15 protein-coding genes are annotated in these 18,262 nt (G+C 61.2%); 12 read left to right on the top strand and 3 right to left on the bottom strand.

Annotation, left to right across the window (positions count from 1 at the left end; genetic code table 11):
• Positions 1-26: 26 nt before the first annotated feature.
• Positions 27-890 carry a DNA-3-methyladenine glycosylase family protein gene (locus tag NL123_RS06440; RefSeq protein ID WP_248484011.1) on the bottom strand — a complete coding sequence of 288 codons (864 nt, stop codon included), beginning with the start codon at positions 888-890 and terminating at the stop codon, positions 27-29.
• Entirely contained in the window at positions 887-2,314 is a 1,428-nt protein-coding gene (arcD, locus tag NL123_RS06435; protein ID WP_494357427.1) for an arginine-ornithine antiporter, read from the bottom strand. The genes NL123_RS06440 and arcD (NL123_RS06435) overlap by 4 nt, the downstream gene beginning before the upstream one ends.
• A 435-nt stretch (positions 2,315-2,749) precedes the next feature.
• Here arcD (NL123_RS06435) and arcD (NL123_RS06430) point away from each other — a divergent pair, with 435 nt between their 5' ends.
• The 12 genes from arcD (NL123_RS06430) to NL123_RS06375 all read left to right on the top strand — a co-directional run bounded on the left by arcD (NL123_RS06430) (position 2,750) and on the right by NL123_RS06375 (position 17,055).
• The gene (gene arcD, locus NL123_RS06430) at positions 2,750-4,177 is read left to right on the top strand and encodes an arginine-ornithine antiporter (RefSeq protein WP_494357426.1); all 1,428 of its coding nucleotides are present in this window, start codon (positions 2,750-2,752) and stop codon (positions 4,175-4,177) included.
• A 20-nt stretch (positions 4,178-4,197) separates the two neighbouring features.
• Entirely contained in the window at positions 4,198-5,454 is a 1,257-nt protein-coding gene (gene arcA / locus NL123_RS06425) for an arginine deiminase (RefSeq protein WP_248484017.1), read from the top strand.
• 12 nt (positions 5,455-5,466) lie between these two features.
• Positions 5,467-6,477, top strand: coding sequence for an ornithine carbamoyltransferase (locus NL123_RS06420; protein ID WP_058423254.1), 1,011 nt, complete (start codon positions 5,467-5,469; stop codon positions 6,475-6,477).
• Positions 6,478-6,615: 138 nt separating this feature from the next.
• Complete coding sequence (gene arcC / locus NL123_RS06415; protein ID WP_310863295.1) at positions 6,616-7,545, top strand: carbamate kinase; 930 nt, start codon at positions 6,616-6,618, stop codon at positions 7,543-7,545.
• Between the two features lie 18 nt (positions 7,546-7,563).
• Positions 7,564-7,926 (top strand): DUF5064 family protein, encoded by a 363-nt coding sequence (locus tag NL123_RS06410; RefSeq protein WP_058423256.1) that lies wholly within the window; start codon positions 7,564-7,566, stop codon positions 7,924-7,926.
• A 174-nt stretch (positions 7,927-8,100) separates the two neighbouring features.
• On the top strand, positions 8,101-9,609 hold the full coding sequence (gcsR, locus tag NL123_RS06405) for a transcriptional regulator GcsR (protein ID WP_095017427.1): 1,509 nt from the start codon (positions 8,101-8,103) through the stop codon (positions 9,607-9,609).
• Between the two features lie 317 nt (positions 9,610-9,926).
• Complete coding sequence (gene gcvH / locus NL123_RS06400) at positions 9,927-10,310, top strand: glycine cleavage system protein GcvH (protein WP_010208126.1); 384 nt, start codon at positions 9,927-9,929, stop codon at positions 10,308-10,310.
• Between the two features lie 10 nt (positions 10,311-10,320).
• A complete protein-coding gene (gene gcvP, locus NL123_RS06395; RefSeq protein ID WP_494357425.1) occupies positions 10,321-13,161 on the top strand; it encodes an aminomethyl-transferring glycine dehydrogenase in 2,841 nt (946 codons plus the stop codon).
• Positions 13,162-13,321: 160 nt separating this feature from the next.
• Positions 13,322-14,698 (top strand): L-serine ammonia-lyase, encoded by a 1,377-nt coding sequence (locus tag NL123_RS06390; RefSeq protein ID WP_494357424.1) that lies wholly within the window; start codon positions 13,322-13,324, stop codon positions 14,696-14,698.
• A 39-nt stretch (positions 14,699-14,737) separates the two neighbouring features.
• Positions 14,738-15,862: a glycine cleavage system aminomethyltransferase GcvT gene (gene gcvT, locus NL123_RS06385; protein ID WP_494357423.1), complete on the top strand. Its 1,125-nt coding sequence runs from the start codon at positions 14,738-14,740 to the stop codon at positions 15,860-15,862.
• A 392-nt stretch (positions 15,863-16,254) separates the two neighbouring features.
• The gene (locus tag NL123_RS06380) at positions 16,255-16,470 is read left to right on the top strand and encodes a cold-shock protein (RefSeq protein WP_248484028.1); all 216 of its coding nucleotides are present in this window, start codon (positions 16,255-16,257) and stop codon (positions 16,468-16,470) included.
• A gap of 96 nt (positions 16,471-16,566) precedes the next feature.
• A complete protein-coding gene (locus tag NL123_RS06375; RefSeq protein WP_494357422.1) occupies positions 16,567-17,055 on the top strand; it encodes an RDD family protein in 489 nt (162 codons plus the stop codon).
• Between the two features lie 130 nt (positions 17,056-17,185).
• Here NL123_RS06375 and nadA read toward each other — a convergent pair whose 3' ends face one another.
• Positions 17,186-18,244 carry a quinolinate synthase NadA gene (nadA, locus tag NL123_RS06370; protein WP_248484030.1) on the bottom strand — a complete coding sequence of 353 codons (1,059 nt, stop codon included), beginning with the start codon at positions 18,242-18,244 and terminating at the stop codon, positions 17,186-17,188.
• Between the last annotated feature and the right edge of the window lie 18 nt (positions 18,245-18,262).

The raw sequence follows: 18,262 nt of genomic DNA, 5'->3' as shown, positions 1-18,262 counted from the left end.
CCCCGATGAGGCCCGTACCGTCACTATCAATCCACCCGTTGCAACGAAGTCCACAAATGCTGCGCCGCATACGCCCGCAACGGCCGCCACGCCTCGGCCCGCGCCAGCAACTGCCGCGCCGACACCGGCCCGCCCTCCAACGCCGCCAGCGCATTGATCAAGCCGATATCCCCCGACGCAAACGCATCCGTCTCGCGCATCTGGCGCATGGCGATGTATTGCGCGGTCCAGTCGCCAATCCCCGGCAACGCCACCAGCCGGGCCACACCATCCTTGAGGCTGGCCTTGGCTTCGAACAGCTGAGGGTCATCCAGCAACGCCTGCGCGACGCCGGACAAGGTCCGTCCACGCGCCTTCGGCATTCCCAGGGTGGCCAGGTCCGCTGCCGCCAATACTTCGGCCGAGGGGAACACATGGGTGATACCGACGTACGGCGTCTCCAGCGGCTGGCCATATTGCGCCACCAGCTTGCCCGCTAGGCGAATCGCCGCCACCACGGTAATCTGCTGGCCCAGCACCGCACGAATCGCCAGTTCCAGGCCATCCCAGGTGCCCGGCACGCGCAGGCCCGGACGGGCCGCGACCAACTGCGCCATCAAGGGATCCGTCGCCAATTGCGGGTTGATCAACTGGGGCTGCGCATCCAGATCGAACATCGTGCGCAGGCGCCGTTCGATCTCAGGCAACGCCGCCGGGTCTGGAGAACCCACCTCGACGTCTAGCCAATCGCCATCCCCCAGTGCCACGCTGATCCAGCCGTGCTGCCCGCCGAGGCTGATACTGCGCCGGTACACCCCCGCCTCGACCGTCTCCATCCCGCCGATCGCCCGCGCCGACAGAAACCCCACCATCGCCGCCCAATCATAAGGCGGCTGATACGCCAGTCTCACAACGACAACACCCCGCTGTACAGCCCATACGCCGCCAGCCCCGCGCCGGTGATCACACAGCTGAAAATGCCTTTTTCCATGTGGGTAAACAAGGGCTGGCGCTGCTCACGCTTGGCGAGGGCAAACAGGATCACCCCCGGTGCATACAACAGCGCCGACAGCAGCAGGTACTTCAAGCCCCCGGCATACAGCAGCCACACGGCGTAGCCGAGAGCGATCAGGCCCACCAGCAAGTCCTTCAAACGCTGGCCGTGGGCATCTTCGTAGGTTTCGCCGCGCCCGCTCAATAACACGGCATACGCCGCCGACCACAGGTAGGGCACCAGGATCATCGACGAGGCCAGGTAAATCAGGGTGGTGTAGGTGCTGTGGGAAAACAGCGTGATCACCAGGAACACCTGGATCATCACATTGGTCAGCCACAGCGCGTTGACCGGCACCTGGTTGGCGTTTTCCTTTTTCAGGAACGCCGGCATGGTCTTGTCATGGGCCGTGGCGTAGAGGATTTCCGCACAGAGCAGCGCCCAGGACAGCAAGGCACCGACCAGTGACACCGCCAGGCCGATGCTGATCGCCATCGCCCCCCAGGGGCCGACGATATGTTCCAGCACGCCGGCCAGGGACGGGTTTTGCAATTGCGCGAGTTCCGGCTGGCTCATGATGCCCAGGGACAGCACATTCACCAGCACCAACAGGGCCAGCACGCCGAGAAAACCGATCAGCGTGGCGCGGCCCACGTCCGAGCGTTTCTCGGCCCGCGCCGAGTACACGCTGGCACCCTCGATGCCGATAAACACAAACACGGTGACCAGCATCATGTTGCGCACCTGGTCCACCACGTTGCCCATATTCGGGTTGCCCAGGCCCCAGATATCGCGAGTGAAGATATCCGCCTTGAACGCCACGGCGGCGATCACGATAAACATCAGCAGCGGCACGATCTTCGCCACCGTGGTGATCTGGTTGATGAACGCCGCCTCCTTGATCCCGCGCAACACCAGGAAATGCACGGCCCACAGCAGCAACGAGGCACAGCCGATCGCCACCGGCGTGTTGCCCTGGCCGAACACCGGAAAAAAATAGCCTAGGGTACTGAACAGCAACACGAAGTAACCGACGTTGCCCATCCACGCGCTGATCCAGTAGCCCCAGGCCGACGAGAACCCCATGTAGTCACCGAACCCGGCCTTGGCGTAGGCATACACGCCCGAATCCAGTTCGGGCTTGCGATTGGCCAGGGTCTGGAACACGAAGGCCAGGGTCAGCATGCCGACCGCGGTGATTGCCCAACCGATTAACACGGCCCCCACCTCGGCGCGTGCGGCCATGTTTTGTGGCAAGGAAAAAATCCCGCCGCCGATCATCGAGCCCACCACCAGGGCAATCAGGGCACCAAGTCGCAGTTTCTGGGCCGGTTGAGACATGAACACTCCTGAATGAACAACAACTTGAGCTGACAACGGTGCACTCGGCTAATTAACTCAGCGAGTGTAGCGTTTATTAGTGAAGGCGATAAAACCAAGAGGCTCATAACGCAATCGCATGTCAGGCATTCGAGTTTAGTCTTATTTAGAATTTAAATATCGGATTGTCTGACCGTTCGCGAAACGCCTTTCGAAATGTTTGCATATTCAAGAATACGGTCTAGCTTAAAACCTCCATAGCGCTGACTAAATGATTAACCAAAAGGAAAGAATGGCTCTGCGTCAATACTTTCCGAGGATTCTTATCGCCCACGAGTTTCCAGCCTAAGTCATTAATTCACAATGGAATGTGCCAATGAAGTGATCTGAGTCAGCTGTTTGATTAGCGCACGGATTTATTCTGTGGTCTCTCTTCTCCTGCATTGGAGTTATGCGATGTCTGAATCTCCCGGAAAACTTCGACTGGGCGCACTGGTTGCACTTGTCGTGGGCTCGATGATTGGCGGCGGGATCTTTTCACTGCCGCAAAACATGGCCGCCAGTGCCGATGTCGGCGCGGTATTGATTGGTTGGGTGATTACCGCCATCGGCATGTTGACCCTCGCCTTTGTGTTCCAGACCCTCGCCAACCGCAAGCCCGACCTCGACGGTGGCGTATACGCCTACGCCAAGGCCGGTTTCGGCGACTACATGGGTTTCTCGTCCGCCTGGGGTTACTGGATCAGTGCGTGGCTGGGCAACGTCGGTTACTTCGTGTTGCTGTTCAGCACCCTGGGTTACTTCTTCCCCATTTTCGGCGAAGGCAACACGCCGGCTGCGGTGATCGGCGCCTCGGTGCTGCTGTGGGCCGTGCACTTCCTGGTACTGCGCGGGATCAAGGAAGCGGCGTTCATCAACCTGGTGACCACCGTCGCCAAGGTCGTGCCGCTGGTGCTGTTCGTGCTGATTGCGCTGTTCGCCTTCAAGCTGGAGATCTTCACCGCTGACATCTGGGGCGTGAAAAACCCCGACCTGGGCAGTGTGATGAACCAGGTGCGCAACATGATGCTGGTCACCGTGTGGGTGTTCATCGGCATCGAAGGCGCGAGCATCTTCTCGTCCCGTGCGGAAAAACGCTCCGACGTCGGCAAGGCCACCGTGATCGGCTTTATCACCGTGCTGCTGTTCCTGATGCTGGTGAACGTGCTGTCCCTGGGGATCATGACCCAGCCGGAGCTCGCCAAGTTGCAGAACCCGTCGATGGCCGCCGTGCTGGAGCATGTGGTGGGCCACTGGGGCGCGGTGCTGATCAGCGTCGGCTTGATCATCTCGCTGCTGGGGGCGCTGCTGTCGTGGGTGCTGCTGTGTGCGGAGATCATGTTCGCCGCCGCCAAGGACCACACCATGCCGGAGTTCCTGCGCAAGGAGAACGCCAACCACGTACCGGCCAACGCCCTGTGGCTGACCAACGCCATGGTGCAGATATTCCTGGTGATCACGCTGTTTTCCGCCAGCACCTACCTGTCGCTGATCTACCTCGCCACCTCGATGATCCTGGTGCCCTACCTGTGGTCGGCGGCCTACGCGTTGCTGCTGGCGGTGCGCGGCGAGACCTATGAAAACGCCCTGCGCGAACGCAAGAAAGACCTGTTCATCGGCGCCATCGCCCTGATCTACGCGGTCTGGCTGCTCTACGCCGGCGGCACCAAATACCTGCTGCTCTCCGCCCTGCTCTACGCCCCCGGCGCGATCCTGTTCGCCAAGGCCAAGCATGAACTGGGCAAACCGATTTTCACCAACGTCGAGAAGCTGATTTTCGCCGCAGTAGTCATTGGCGCCCTGGTGGCGGCCTATGGGCTCTACGACGGCTTCCTGACTCTGTAATTCTGACTGGAGGATCTGTAATGACCACGGAAAAAGTGAAGTACGGCGTACATTCCGAAGCCGGCAAACTGCGCAAAGTCATGGTGTGCTCCCCAGGTTTGGCCCACCAGCGGCTGACCCCCAACAACTGCGATGAACTGCTGTTCGATGACGTGCTGTGGGTGGCCCAGGCCAAGCGCGACCACTTCGACTTCGTGACCAAGATGCGCGAGCGGGATATTGATGTGCTGGAAATGCACAACCTGCTCACCGACATCGTCGCCATCCCCGAAGCGCTGGACTGGATCCTGGAGCGCAAGATTACCTCCAACACCGTGGGCCTGGGCCTGGTCGAGGAAGTCAGCTCCTGGCTGCGCAGCCTTGAGCCGCGCAAGATCGCCGAGTACCTGATCGGTGGCGTGTCGGCCGATGACCTGCCGAGCAGCTTCGGCGGCAAGACCATCGAAATGTTCCGCGACTTCCTCGGGCATTCCAGCTTCATCCTGCCGCCGCTGCCCAACACCCAGTTCACCCGCGACACCACCTGCTGGATCTACGGCGGCGTGACGCTCAACCCGATGTACTGGCCGGCGCGACGCCAGGAAACCCTGCTGGCCTCGGCCATCTACAAGTTCCACCCCGAGTTCACCAACGCCGACTTCCAGATCTGGTACGGCGACCCCGACCAGGAGCACGGCGCCTCCACCCTGGAAGGCGGCGACGTGATGCCGATTGGCAACGGCGTGGTCTTGATCGGCATGGGCGAGCGCTCGTCCCACCAGGCCATCGGTCAACTGGCGCGCAACCTGTTCAAGAACAAGGCGGTGGAACGCGTGATCGTCGCCGGCCTGCCGAAATCCCGCGCGGCGATGCACCTGGACACCGTGTTCAGCTTCTGCGACCGCGACCTGGTGACCATCTTCCCCGAAGTGGTCAACCAGATCGTGCCCTTCACCCTGCGCCCGGATGAAAGCAAGCCACACGGCATCGACATCCAACGCGAGAAAACCAACTTCCTCGAAACCGTCGCCGCGGCCCTCAACCTCAAGGCACTGCGTGTGGTCGAGACCGGCGGCAACAGCTTCGCCGCCGAGCGCGAACAATGGGATGACGGCAACAACGTGGTGGCGGTAGAGCCTGGCGTGGTGATCGGTTACGACCGCAACACCTACACCAACACCCTGCTACGCAAGGCCGGGGTGGAAGTCATCACTATCAGCGCCGGTGAGCTCGGCCGGGGCCGTGGCGGCGGCCACTGCATGACCTGCCCGATCATCCGCGACCCAATCGACTACTAAGGAGACTCCATCATGGCTTTCAACATGCGCAACCGCAGCCTGCTGTCGCTGATGCACCACACCACCCGCGAGCTGCACTACCTGCTGGACCTGTCCCGCGACCTCAAGCGCGCCAAATACACCGGCACCGAGCGTCCGCACCTGCAAGGCAAGAACATCGCGCTGATCTTCGAAAAGACCTCGACCCGCACCCGCTGCGCGTTCGAAGTCGCCGCCCATGACCAGGGCGCCCACGTCACCTACATCGACCCGGTGTCGTCGCAGATCGGCCACAAGGAAAGCATGAAAGACACCGCCCGCGTGCTCGGGCGCATGTTTGATGCGATCGAGTACCGTGGCTTCGAGCAGGAAATCGTCGAAGAGCTGGCCAAGTTCGCCGGCGTGCCGGTGTTCAACGGCCTCACCGCCGAATTCCACCCGACCCAAATGATCGCCGACACCCTGACCATGCGCGAGCACAGCGACAAGCCGCTGCATGACATCAGCTACGCCTACCTGGGGGATGCGCGCTACAACATGGGCAATTCGCTGCTGATGATCGGCGCCAAGCTGGGCATGGACGTGCGCATCGGCGCACCCAAAGCGCTGTGGCCGCACGCGGACTTCATCAAGCAATGCCAGGCGTTTGCCGAAGAAAGCGGCGCACGCATCACCATCACCGAAGACCCGAAGGAAGCAGTGAAAGGCGTGGACTTCATCCACACCGATATCTGGGTGTCCATGGGCGAGCCGGTGGAAGCGTGGGACGAGCGCATCGAGCAACTGCTGCCGTACCAGGTCAACGCCAAGATGATGAAAGCCTCGGGCAACCCACGGGTGAAATTCATGCACTGCCTGCCGGCGTTCCACAACAGCGAAACCAAGGTGGGCAAGGACATCGCCGCGCGGTATCCAAACCTGGCCAATGGCGTGGAAGTGACCGAAGAGGTGTTTGAGTCGCCGGCCAACATCGCGTTCGAGCAGGCGGAAAACCGCATGCATACCATCAAGGCGATTCTGGTGTCGGCACTCGCAGATATCTAAAAAATGTGGGAGGGGGCTTGCCCCCGATAACGGTACATCAGTAATAAAAGTGCTGGCTGAAACACCGCAATCGGGGGCAAGCCCCCTCCCACACTAACCGCGTTCACAACGATGAATTTCATCAGAAGGACATTCTTTATGCGCATCGTCGTAGCCCTGGGCGGCAACGCCCTGCTCCGCCGTGGTGAACCCATGACCGCGGACAACCAACGCGCCAATATCCGCATCGCCACCGAACAGATCGCCAAGATCCATGCCGGCAACGAGCTGGTGATCGCCCACGGCAATGGCCCGCAAGTCGGCCTGCTGTCGTTGCAGGCAGCGGCCTACACCCAGGTCTCGCCATACCCGCTGGACGTGCTCGGCGCCGAAACCGAAGGCATGATCGGCTACATCATCGAACAGGAACTGGGCAACCTGCTGGACTTCGAAGTGCCCTTCGCTACCCTGCTCACCCAAGTGGAAGTGGACGCCAAGGACCCCGCCTTCAAGAACCCGACCAAGCCCATAGGCCCGGTGTATTCCAAGGCCGAAGCGGAGAAACTCGCCGCCGAAAAAGGCTGGGCCATTGCGCCGGATGGTGACAAGTACCGTCGCGTGGTCGCCAGCCCACGGCCCAAACGCATCTTTGAAATCCGCCCGATCAAGTGGCTGCTGGAAAAAAGCGCCATCGTCATCTGCGCCGGCGGTGGCGGCATCCCGACGATGTATGGGGAAGACGGCAAACTGCGCGGGATTGAGGCCGTGATCGACAAAGACTTGTGTTCTTCGTTGCTGGCCTCGCAACTGGAGGCCGACCTGCTGGTGATCGCCACCGACGTCAACGCGGCCTTCATCGACTACGGCAAGCCGACCCAGAAAGCCATCGGCCAGGCCCACCCCGACGAAATGGAAAAGCTCGGCTTCGCCGCCGGTTCCATGGGGCCCAAGGTCCAAGCGGCCTGCGAGTTCGCCCGCAAGACTGGCAAAACCGCCGTCATCGGTTCACTCTCGGACATCGAAGCCATCGTCCAGGGCAGTGCCGGTACACGCATCAGTACGGCAACACCTGGCATCACCTATCTGTGAAGTAGAGGAGAGACGCCTATGGCCACCTTTGAACCCGGTCACTTGCATGTTGAACGTCACGCGCTGAATGCTCAGGACTACAGCTACAACCTGTGCATCGACTACGAAGTCAGCCAGGACCCAAAGGAAGGCAAGGGCATGCTGTTCAAGCTGCATGGCTCGGTGCAGGGCAAGGACCTCAAGGAAGAGTTCTTCCTGCCCAAGGACCAGGCATTCGACTTTGCGCGGCATGCGATGAACATCGCGCAGAAGTATGGGATGCCTAAGGTCGCGGTGTTGAATGGCTCGATGCACAAGCAGTACGACCTGATGTTCGAGGATGTGCGGCATCAATTGGATGTGAAGGCCGGGGATCCGATCAAGCCGGAACACCTGGAATAACTGGCACAACTCTGCTCCAACTGTGGGAGGGGGCTTGCCCCCGATAGCGGTGCATCAGTTACAAATTGGCTGACTGACACACCACTATCGGGGGCAAGCCCCTCCCACATTTTGATCTCCACCCTCTGCAAGGCATACTTGCCGCCTCTCGCTCCCTAGAATCGTTAGCGCCCCATGCGTATCCACGTCAGCTTCATCGACCGCGTCGGCATCACCCAGGAAGTCCTGGCCCTGCTCGGTGGGCGCAATCTCAACCTGGATGCGGTGGAGATGGTGCCGCCCAACGTCTACATAGACGCGCCGACCCTCAGCGCCGAGGTGCTCGAAGAGCTGCGCGACGCGCTGTTCAGCGTGCATGGCGTGCAGGCGGTGACCGTGGTGGACATCCTCCCCGGCCAACGCCGTCACCTGCAACTCGACGCCCTGCTGGCCGCCATGACCGACCCGGTGCTGGCGCTGGACAGCGCGGGCAAGATCCTGCTGGCCAACCCGGCGCTGATCGCCCTGTATGGCCGCGAACCGGCCGGCGAAAGCATCAGCGAGCTGTTTAATGACCCGGCGCTGCTCGACACCTTGCTGGAACACGGCTTTCGCTTGCCGCTGCGCGAGATCAGCGTCAACGGCCAGACCCTGCTGCTGGACGCCACGCCGATCACCGACGCGGGCGCCTTGCTCACCCTGTATCAACCCAACCGCATCGGCGAACAACTGTCGGCGCTGCACCATGACCATGCCGAAGGGTTTGATGCGCTGCTTGGCGAGTCCCCGGTGATCCGCACCCTCAAGGCGCGTGCGCAGCGGGTGGCGGCGCTGGATGCGCCGCTGTTGATCCAGGGCGAGACGGGCACCGGCAAAGAACTGGTGGCGCGTGCCTGCCACGCCATCAGTGCCCGCCACAGTGCGCCGTTCCTGGCCTTGAACTGCGCGGCGCTGCCGGAAAACCTCGCCGAAAGCGAACTGTTCGGCTATGCGCCCGGCGCCTTTACCGGCGCGCAACGCGGTGGCAAGCCAGGCCTGATGGAACTGGCTAACCAGGGCACGGTGTTCCTCGATGAAATCGGCGAGATGTCGCCGTACCTGCAGGCCAAGCTGCTGCGTTTTCTCAATGACGGCAGCTTCCGACGCGTTGGCGGCGACCGTGAAGTGAAGGTCAATGTGCGCATCCTCAGCGCCACCCACCGCGACCTGGAGAAGATGGTCAGCGAAGGCACCTTCCGCGAAGACCTGTTCTACCGCCTCAACGTGCTCAACGTCGAAGTGCCGCCCCTGCGTGCACGCGGCCAGGACATCCTGTTGCTGGCCCGCTATTTCATGCAGCAGGCCTGTGCGCAGATCCAGCGTCCGGTTTGCCGCCTGGCGCCCGGCACTTACCCGGCGCTGCTGGGCAACCGCTGGCCAGGCAACGTGCGGCAGTTGCAGAACGTGATCTTCCGCGCCGCCGCCATCTGCGAAAGCAGCCTGGTGGATATCGGCGACCTCGACATCGCCGGCACCTCGGTGGCGCGCCAGAGCGACGGCGAAATCGACAGCCTGGAACAGGCGGTGGAAGACTTCGAGCGCAACCTGCTGGAAACGCTCTACACCAGCTACCCCTCGACTCGACAACTGGCCAGCCGGTTGCAGACGTCCCATACGGCGATTGCCCATCGTCTGCGCAAGTACGGCATTCCCAACAAGCCTTGAGTGACATGGTTAAAAATGTCGGAGCGCATTGCAAATGTTGGTCTGAGAACGACATCGCGTGTACTGAAAGCGCTACAGCGTAACGATATCGCTACAACCCTGTTTTTTGCGCGCCATGCAAGGCTTTGATCCACATAGGCTTTTTTTCACAGGCCCAACTGTAGCGAAATCGCTACAGGCAAAATGCATATCGTCATAACCAATTCTATCAAGTCATTGATTTATATAGGCTTAATGACGTTGGCCGCGATATTGCTAAGCAACTCCCCATTATTCCAATCCCGTCCACCAGACGAATCTGGCCCTGAGGAGTTTCCATGAGCGAGTTGCGTTTCACTGAAGATCACGAATGGCTGCGCGCCGAAGCTGACGGCAGCGTCACCGTGGGTATCACCGCTTTCGCGCAGAACGCGCTGGGTGATGTGGTTTTCGTGCAACTGCCGGAGTTGCAGGCCTACGACAAGGGCGCCGAGGCGTCCACCGTGGAATCGGTCAAGGCCGCCAGCGGCGTGTACATGCCTCTGGACGGGGAAGTCCTCGAAGTGAACGACAAGCTCGACGGCAGCCCGGAGTTGGTCAACGAAGACCCGATGGGCGAAGGTTGGTTCTTCCGCTTTAAACCGGCCGATGCCGGGGCAGTCGCTAAACTGTTGGATCAGGACGCGTACGATCGCCTGATCAAAGCCAACGCTGAAGCTTGAGGAGCGCGCCATGACCGTTAATCTCACCACCGCCAACGAATTCATCGCCCGCCACATCGGCCCGCGCCAGGAAGATGAGCAGCAGATGCTCGCCAGCCTGGGTTTTGACTCCCTGGAAGCCCTGAGCGCCAGCGTGATCCCGGAAAGCATCAAGGGCACCAGCGTGCTCGGCCTGGAAGACGGCCTGAGCGAAGCCGAAGCCCTGGCCAAGATCAAGGCCATCGCCGGCAAGAACCAACTGTTCAAGACCTACATCGGCCAGGGCTACTACAACTGCCACACGCCGTCGCCAATCCTGCGCAACCTCCTGGAAAACCCGGCCTGGTACACCGCCTACACCCCGTACCAACCCGAGATTTCCCAAGGCCGCCTGGAAGCGCTGCTGAACTTCCAGACCCTGATCAGCGACCTCACCGGCCTGCCGATCGCCAACGCCTCCCTGCTCGACGAAGCCACCGCCGCCGCCGAAGCCATGACCTTCTGCAAGCGCCTGAGCAAGAACAAGGGCAGCAACGCCTTCTTCGCCTCGATCCACAGTCACCCGCAGACCCTCGACGTGCTGCGCACCCGTGCCGAGCCGCTGGGCATCGACGTGGTGGTGGGCGATGAGCGCGAACTGAGCGACGTCAGCCCATTCTTCGGCGCCCTGCTGCAATACCCGGCCAGCAACGGTGACGTGTTCGACTACCGCGAACTGACGGAGCGCTTCCACGCCGCCAATGCCCTGGTGGCCGTGGCCGCCGACCTGCTGGCCCTGACCCTGCTGACCCCGCCGGGTGAGTTCGGCGCCGACGTGGCCATCGGCAGCGCGCAACGCTTCGGCGTGCCGCTGGGCTTTGGTGGCCCGCACGCGGCGTACTTCTCCACCAAGGATGCGTTCAAGCGCGACATGCCGGGCCGTCTGGTCGGCGTGTCCGTCGACCGTTTCGGCAAGCCGGCCCTGCGCCTGGCCATGCAGACCCGCGAGCAACATATCCGCCGCGAGAAAGCCACGTCGAACATCTGCACCGCCCAGGTATTGCTGGCCAACATCGCCAGCATGTACGCCGTGTACCACGGTCCCAAGGGCCTGACCCAGATCGCCCGACGTGTGCACCAGTTGACCGCGATCCTGGCCAAGGGCCTGACTGCCCTGGGCCAGAACGTCGAGCAAACCCACTTCTTCGACACAATTACCCTGAACACCGGCGCCAACACTGCCGCCCTGCACGAAAAGGCCCGTGCCCAGAGCATCAACCTGCGCGTCGTGGACGGCGAGCATCTTGGTGTGTCGGTGGACGAAACCACCACCCAGGCCGATATCGAAACCCTGTGGGCGATCTTCGCCGACGGCAAGGCCCTGCCGGACTTCGCTGCCAAGGTTGAAAGCACCCTGCCGACCGCCCTGCTGCGTCAGTCGCCTGTGCTCAGCCACCCGGTATTCAACCGCTACCACTCCGAAACCGAGCTGATGCGCTACCTGCGCAAACTGGCCGACAAGGACCTGGCGCTGGACCGCACCATGATCCCGCTGGGCTCGTGCACCATGAAGCTCAACGCCGCCAGCGAAATGATCCCGGTGACCTGGGCCGAGTTCGGTGCCCTGCACCCGTTCGCCCCGGCCGAACAAAGCGCCGGCTACCTGCAACTGACGTCCGAACTGGAAGCGATGCTCTGCGCGGCTACCGGCTACGACGCGATCTCGTTGCAACCGAACGCCGGTTCCCAGGGTGAGTACGCCGGCCTCCTGGCCATCCGTGCCTACCACCAGAGCCGTGGCGAAGAACGCCGCGACATCTGCCTGATCCCGTCGTCAGCCCACGGCACCAACCCGGCAACCGCCAACATGGCCGGCATGCGCGTGGTCGTCACCGCGTGCGACGCCCGTGGCAACGTCGACATCGAAGACCTGCGCGCCAAGGCCATCGAGCACCGCGAGCACCTCGCCGCGCTGATGATCACCTACCCATCGACCCACGGTGTGTTCGAAGAAGGCATCCGCGAAATCTGCGGCATCATTCACGACAACGGCGGCCAGGTGTACATCGACGGCGCCAACATGAACGCCATGGTTGGCCTGTGCGCCCCAGGCAAGTTCGGTGGCGACGTGTCCCACCTGAACCTGCACAAGACCTTCTGCATCCCCCACGGCGGTGGCGGCCCGGGCGTCGGTCCGATTGGCGTCAAGTCGCACCTCACACCGTTCCTGCCTGGCCACGCGGCCATGGAACGCAAGGAAGGCGCGGTGTGCGCAGCGCCGTTCGGCAGCGCAAGCATCCTCCCGATCACCTGGATGTACATCAGCATGATGGGCGGTGCGGGCCTCAAGCGCGCTTCGCAATTGGCGATCCTGAATGCCAACTACATTTCCCGTCGCCTGGAAGAGCACTACCCGGTGCTGTACACCGGCAGCAACGGCCTGGTGGCTCACGAATGCATCCTGGATCTGCGCCCGCTGAAGGACAGCAGCGGCATCAGCGTGGATGACGTGGCCAAGCGCCTGATCGACTTCGGCTTCCATGCGCCGACCATGTCGTTCCCAGTGGCCGGCACCTTGATGATCGAGCCGACCGAAAGCGAATCCAAGGAGGAACTGGACCGTTTCTGCAACGCCATGATCGCCATCCGCGAAGAAATCCGCGCAGTGGAGAACGGCACGCTGGACAAGGACGACAACCCCCTGAAAAACGCCCCGCACACCGCCGCCGAACTGGTGAGTGAGTGGACCCACCCCTACACCCGCGAACAGGCGGTGTATCCAGTGCCATCGTTGATCGAAGGCAAGTACTGGCCGCCGGTGGGGCGTGTCGACAACGTGTTTGGTGACCGTAATCTGGTGTGTGCGTGCCCTTCGATCGAGAGCTACGCATAACCAAAGGATGCATTGGGTACAAATGTGGGAGGGGGCTTGCCCCCGAATGCGGTGCATCAGCCACAGATAAGCTGACTGACACACCGTCATCGGGGGCAAGCCCCCTCCCACACTAGATCGAGTCAACTTTCAGAAAATAATAAGAAACCGGAGAACAACCATGTCCCTTAGCGTGTTCGACCTGTTCAAGATTGGCATTGGCCCCTCCAGCTCCCACACCGTCGGCCCGATGCGTGCGGCCGCTCGATTCGTCGAGGGTCTCAAGCGTGACCACCTGCTGGGCGCCACCACCTGCGTCAACGTGGAACTCTATGGGTCGCTGGGCGCCACCGGCAAAGGCCACGGCAGCGACAAAGCCGTACTGCTGGGCCTGGAAGGCGAACACCCGGACACCGTGAATACCGAAACCGTGGCAACACGCCTGGCGCAGATGCGCAAGGACGGCCACCTGAACCTGCTCGGTGAACACCGCATTGCGTTCAGCGAGAAAGAACACCTGGCGATGATTCGCAAACCCCTCGCCTACCATCCCAACGGCATGATTTTTCGTGCCTTCGACGCCGCCCACATCCAGATCCGCAGCCGCGAGTACTACTCGGTCGGCGGTGGTTTTGTGGTGGACGAAGACGCCGCCGGCGCCGACCGGATTGTCGAAGACGCCACGCCCCTGACCTTCCCGTTCAAGCACGCCAAGGACTTGCTGAGCCATTGCACCACTTACGGGCTGTCCATCAGCCAGGTGATGCTGACCAATGAAAGCGCCTGGCGCCCGGAAGCGGAAACCCGCGCCGGTTTGCTGAAAATCTGGCAGGTGATGCAGGACTGCGTGGACGCCGGTTGTCGCAACGAAGGGATCCTGCCCGGTGGATTGAAGGTCAAGCGACGCGCGGCGGCCCTGCATCGCCAGCTGTGCAAGAACCCGGAGTCGGCGTTGCGCGACCCGCTGTCGGTGCTCGATTGGGTCAACCTCTACGCCCTGGCGGTCAACGAAGAAAACGCCAACGGCGGGCGCGTGGTCACGGCGCCCACCAATGGTGCGGCCGGGATCGTGCCGGCGGTGCTGCATTACTACATGCGTTTTATCCCTGGCGCGAATGAGGACGGCGTAGTGCGCTTCCTGCTCACCGCGGCCGCCATCGGCATTCTGTACAAAGAAAACGCCTCGATCTCCGGCGCCGAAGTCGGCTGCCAGGGCGAGGTCGGCGTGGCCTGTTCCATGGCCGCCGGTGCGTTGTGCGAAGTATTGGGCGGCAGCGTGTCCCAGGTGGAAAACGCCGCCGAAATCGGCATGGAGCACAACCTCGGCTTGACCTGCGACCCGATCGGCGGACTGGTGCAGGTGCCCTGCATCGAGCGTAACGCCATGGGCTCGGTCAAGGCGATCAACGCAGTGCGCATGGCCTTGCGCGGCGATGGGCAGCACTTTGTGTCCCTCGACAAGGTCATCCGCACCATGCGCCAGACCGGCGCCGACATGAAAAGCAAATACAAGGAAACCGCCCGTGGCGGTTTGGCGGTCAACATTATCGAGTGCTGACGCCTAAAAGCGCGCCAGCACGTTTTTCAGGAGCTGAATATGTCCACCGAAACCCTGTTGAAAACCCCTCTGCACGCCCTGCACCTCGAACTGGGCGCACGCATGGTGCCCTTCGCCGGCTACGACATGCCAGTGCAATACCCGCTGGGCGTGATGAAGGAACACCTGCACACCCGTGATCAAGCCGGCTTGTTCGATGTGTCCCACATGGGCCAGATCCGCCTCACCGGTGCCAACGCCGCCAAGGCCCTGGAAACCCTGGTGCCGGTCGACATCATCGATCTGCCGGTGGGCATGCAGCGTTACGCGATGTTCACCAATGACCAGGGCGGCATTCTCGATGACCTGATGGTGGCGAACCTGGGTAACGACGAACTGTTCCTGGTGGTCAATGCGGCCTGCAAGGACCAGGACCTGGCGCACCTGCGCCAGCATATCGGCGACCAGTGCACCATCGAGCCGCTGTTCGAAGAGCGTGCATTGCTGGCGCTGCAGGGCCCGGCGGCAGTCAAGGTACTGGCGCGCCTGGCACCGGAAGTGACCAAGATGACCTTCATGCAATTCGCTTCCCTGCGCCTGCTGGGCGTGGACTGCTATGTCAGCCGTTCGGGCTACACCGGTGAGGACGGCTTCGAAATCTCCGTGCCTGCCGCCAACGCGGAAAGCCTGGCGCGCAGCCTGCTGGCCGAGACCGAAGTACAGGCCATCGGCCTGGGCGCCCGCGACTCGTTGCGCCTGGAAGCCGGCCTGTGCCTCTACGGCCACGACATGAATACCGACACCACCCCGATCGAGGCCAGCCTGTTGTGGGCTATCTCGAAGGCCCGCCGTGCCGACGGTGCGCGTGCCGGTGGCTTTCCCGGTGCCGACACCATCTTCACCCAGCAGCAAGCCGGCGTGAGCCGCAAACGTGTAGGCCTGCTGCCACAGGAGCGTACGCCCGTGCGTGAAGGCGCGGAAATTGTCGACGCAGACGGCACCGTGATCGGCAGCGTGTGCAGCGGCGGTTTCGGCCCGACCCTCGGCGGCCCGCTGGCCATGGGTTACCTGGACAGCGCATTCATCGCACTGGATACCGAAGTCTCTGCGTTGGTGCGTGGGAAAAAGGTGCCACTTCGTGTAAGTAAAATGCCATTTGTGCCACAACGTTACTATCGTGGCTGATTGACTGTTTCTATAAGTAACGCGATTGCGTTAACGTGCACTAATCTGTAACGCAATCGCCATAAAACAGTGCACTTCCGATAGTCTTTTATAGAGGGATCAACCTATAACAAGTGACCAACTCTATCGAATAAGTCAGTTCCACACTGTTCAACAAAGTGTCATGAGCCCCAGCAAAACCTGGGCTTTTGGCAGGGCTTGTTTTTTCTCTATTAGTTGGCGTAGAGTTTGCCCACTGTGTTTGCATGGGTCGCTTGGAACCTGGACCTGGGCAGTAGCTGAAGAAGTCCGCTACAACCCGTTCGACGTCTCTTACTTTCCTGCAACCCAGCCCAGTACTCTTTCATGCGAAAGGGGCTGTCATTAATTTTTAGCGTCAAGGAAATAAGAAAATGGCTGAACGTCAGAGCGGTACCGTCAAGTGGTTTAACGACGAGAAAGGGTTTGGTTTTATCACTCCAGAAAGCGGTCCGGATCTGTTCGTGCATTTCCGCGCTATTCAGGGCAACGGCTTCAAGAGCCTGAAAGAAGGCCAGAAAGTGACATTCGTTGCTGTGCAAGGCCAGAAAGGCATGCAGGCTGACGAAGTACTGGCAGAAAACCACTGAGTTCTTCTGCGACAAAAAGCCCCTGATGGTGACATCAGGGGCTTTTTTATGTGCATTTGCTCGTAAAATGGCTTTTTTTCATAAGAGAGCCCTGCCATGTTGAAACCCCTGCTGAGCCCCCAAGGCGAATTCCCCGCCGTTGGCCTGGGCCGTCGCCTGGCAGCGATGTTCTATGATTTCCTGCTATGCACCGCACTGCTGATCGTCACAGCGTTTATCTACAAGCTGATCTGGATCGCGTTTGTCGGTGAAGCCAGGATGCGCACCCTCACCGAATCCGGCGCGCTGGATGGCGACCCGTTGTTATCGACGATTCTGTTGTTTGTGCTGTTTGGCTTTTTCGCCAAGTTCTGGACCCATTCCGGGCAGACCCTGGGCATGCAGGTGTGGGGCGTACGCGTACAGAACGCTGACGGCTCGCGGATCAGCCTGTGGCAGGCGCTGTTGCGCTTCGTGGTGTCGATTGCGTCGTGGTTGTGCGTGGGGCTGGGGTTTATCTGGTCGCTGTTTGATAAGCGCAAACGCAGCTGGCATGACATCTATTCCGACAGCCAGCTGGTGCGTATCCCCAAACAGAAAAAGTAGCCTTCTACCTATTGGATATCAAAATGTGGGAGGGGGCTTGCCCCCGATAGCAGTGTGTCAGTCACAGGTGTATTAACTGATCCACTGCTATCGGGGGCAAGCCCCCTCCCACATTTTTTACCGCGTTCGACTATGCGTTACCGGCCCGCTTCAGCCGCGCCGCCTGGGTGAAATCCAACATGCGCTTGAGCGGGCGTACTGCCTGCGGGATCACCGAAGGCTCGACGAATATCTCGTTACTGCCCTCACGCAGACACTGCAACGTGCGCTCCAGCGTGTTCATCGCCATCCACGGGCAGTGCGCGCAACTACGGCACGCCGCGCCGTTACCGGCGGTAGGCGCTTCGACGAAGACCTTGTCCGGGCACAGCTGCTGCATCTTGTAAAAGATGCCGCGGTCGGTGGCGACGATAAACGTCTTGTTCGGCAGGCGCTGGGCCGCGGCAATCAGCTGGCTGGTAGAACCCACGGCATCCGCCAGTTCGATCACCGAGGTCGGCGACTCCGGATGCACCAGAATGGCTGCATCCGGGTAAAGCGCCTTCATGTCTTCCAACTGCTTGGATTTGAATTCTTCGTGGACGATGCAGGCACCGTCCCACAGCAACATATCGGCACCGGTCTGGCGCTGGATGTATGTGCCCAGGTGCTTGTCTGGCCCCCAGATGATTGTCTCGCCGTTGTCCATCAGGCTTTCGACGATTTCCAGCGCGCAGCTTGACGTCACCACCCAATCCGCCCGGGCTTTGACCGCCGCCGAGGTGTTGGCATACACCACCACGGTGCGTTCGGGATGCTGGTCGCAGAACGCCGAAAACTCATCGACTGGGCAGCCCAGGTCCAGGGAGCAGGTGGCTTCCAGGGTGGGCATGAGGATGCGCTTTTCAGGCGTGAGGATCTTGGCAGTCTCGCCCATGAAACGTACGCCAGCGACCAAGACTGTCTTGGCCGGGTGAGCGGCGCCGAAGCGGGCCATTTCCAAGGAGTCGGAGACACAGCCACCGGTTTCTTCGGCCAGGGCCTGGATAACCGGATCACAGTAGAAGTGGGCAACCAGCACCGCATCCTGAGCCTTGAGCTCGGCGGCGATGGCAGTGCGCAGGCTCGCCTCTTCATCGGCGCTGAGGGCCTTGGGCTGCTTGGCGTCGAGGTGGGCTTGAACCAGAAGGCGTTCGGAAATTTGCGTCATGTTCGCAAGACCTGCAGG

The organism is Pseudomonas sp. FBCC-B1565 (genome assembly GCF_059133265.1).
Note: the sequence above shows the minus strand (reverse complement) of the source record. Positions and strands in the feature narration are given on the sequence as shown.